This window comes from Sheuella amnicola (genome assembly GCF_010499255.1).
Taxonomy (GTDB): Bacteria; Pseudomonadota; Gammaproteobacteria; order Burkholderiales; family Burkholderiaceae_B; genus Zwartia; species Zwartia amnicola.
The window spans coordinates 1-1,231 of record NZ_JAAGRN010000026.1 but is presented as its reverse complement, the minus strand read 5'-3'; the positions used below and the strand labels follow the sequence as shown (position 1 = coordinate 1,231).

1 protein-coding gene is annotated in these 1,231 nt (G+C 50.6%); it reads left to right on the top strand.

Translation table 11 applies throughout. The features are described 5' to 3' along the window. Positions 1-62 precede the first annotated feature (62 nt). Positions 63-1,213 (top strand): IS3 family transposase gene (locus tag G3I67_RS14870; RefSeq protein WP_375539329.1). Its coding sequence is split into 2 segments (ribosomal slippage): positions 63-300 and positions 300-1,213, totalling 1,152 coding nucleotides; the frame shifts between segments, so codons are not numbered across the junction. Positions 1,214-1,231 lie beyond the last annotated feature (18 nt).

Sequence of the window (1,231 nt, the reverse complement as noted above, 5' to 3'; positions counted from 1 at the left end):
TGAATCGCTACTAGTTTTGTAGACACTTCTTAGCCTAACATTTAGGCAATAAAGGAGGTCTTATGAGCAGGAAACGATTTACCGAAGAGTTTAAGATCGAAGCGGTACGTCAAGTTACGGAACGAGGATTTGGAGCTAGGGACGTTGCAGAACGATTGGGGGTTTCGCCCAACAGCCTGTATGCATGGATTAAGCAGTTTGGGATTCCAGCCGAGAAACGTGTGCAGCTTCAGGATCAGGGCGCAGAGATTAGGCGCCTGCAAGCTCAGCTCAAACGAGTCACCGAGGAGCGAGATATCCTAAAAAAGGCCGCGGCGTACTTTGCCAGGGAGTCCGGGTGAGGTACGCGTTTATCCGCGCTCACGAGCAGCAATTTGCCGTGCGAACCATGTGCCGCGTAATGAAGGTTCATCCAAGTGGTTTTTATGCTTGGAAGCAGACTCCCGACTCGGCTCGTGCAGTAGAGAACCGGCGCTTGCTTGGTCAGATTAAGCAGTGCTGGATTCAAAGTGGCGCGGTTTACGGCTATCGCAAAATCTCTGATGATCTGCGTGACATGGGCGAGACCTGTGGTGAACAAAGAGTTTATCGGCTGATGAAGGCCGAGGGATTGCGCTCGCAGACGGGCTATCGCCGTCGTCCCAGACACTTCAGCGGTAAACCAGCAAGCGTCACGCCTAATCATTTAGCGCGACGTTTTGATGTCGGCACGCCTAACGAAGCCTGGGTCACTGACATCACCTATATTCGTACACACGAGGGCTGGCTTTACCTTGCTGTCGTGCTTGACTTGTTCTCACGTCAGATTGTTGGTTGGTCAATGCAAAGCCGCATGGATAAAGAGTTGGTCTTGAGCGCACTGCTCATGGCGATCTGGCGGCGCAAACCCAGTGAGCCAGTCATGGTGCATTCTGATCAGGGCAGTCAATTCTCAAGCTACGAATGGCAAGGCTTTCTCAAAGAGCACAACCTCGTTGCTAGCATGAGCCGGCGAGGCAATTGCCATGACAACGCTGTGGTTGAGAGTTTTTTCCAGTTACTCAAACGAGAACGAGTTCGCCGCCGTATCTATGCAACCCGCGATGAGGCAAGACAGGATATTTTTGATTACATCGAGATGTTTTATAACCCAATACGCCGTCACAGTCATAACAACGGTCTGTCACCAATAAAATACGAAATGCAGTTCAATCAGAAGCTAGCAAGTGTCTAGGAAATTGGTAGCGATTCA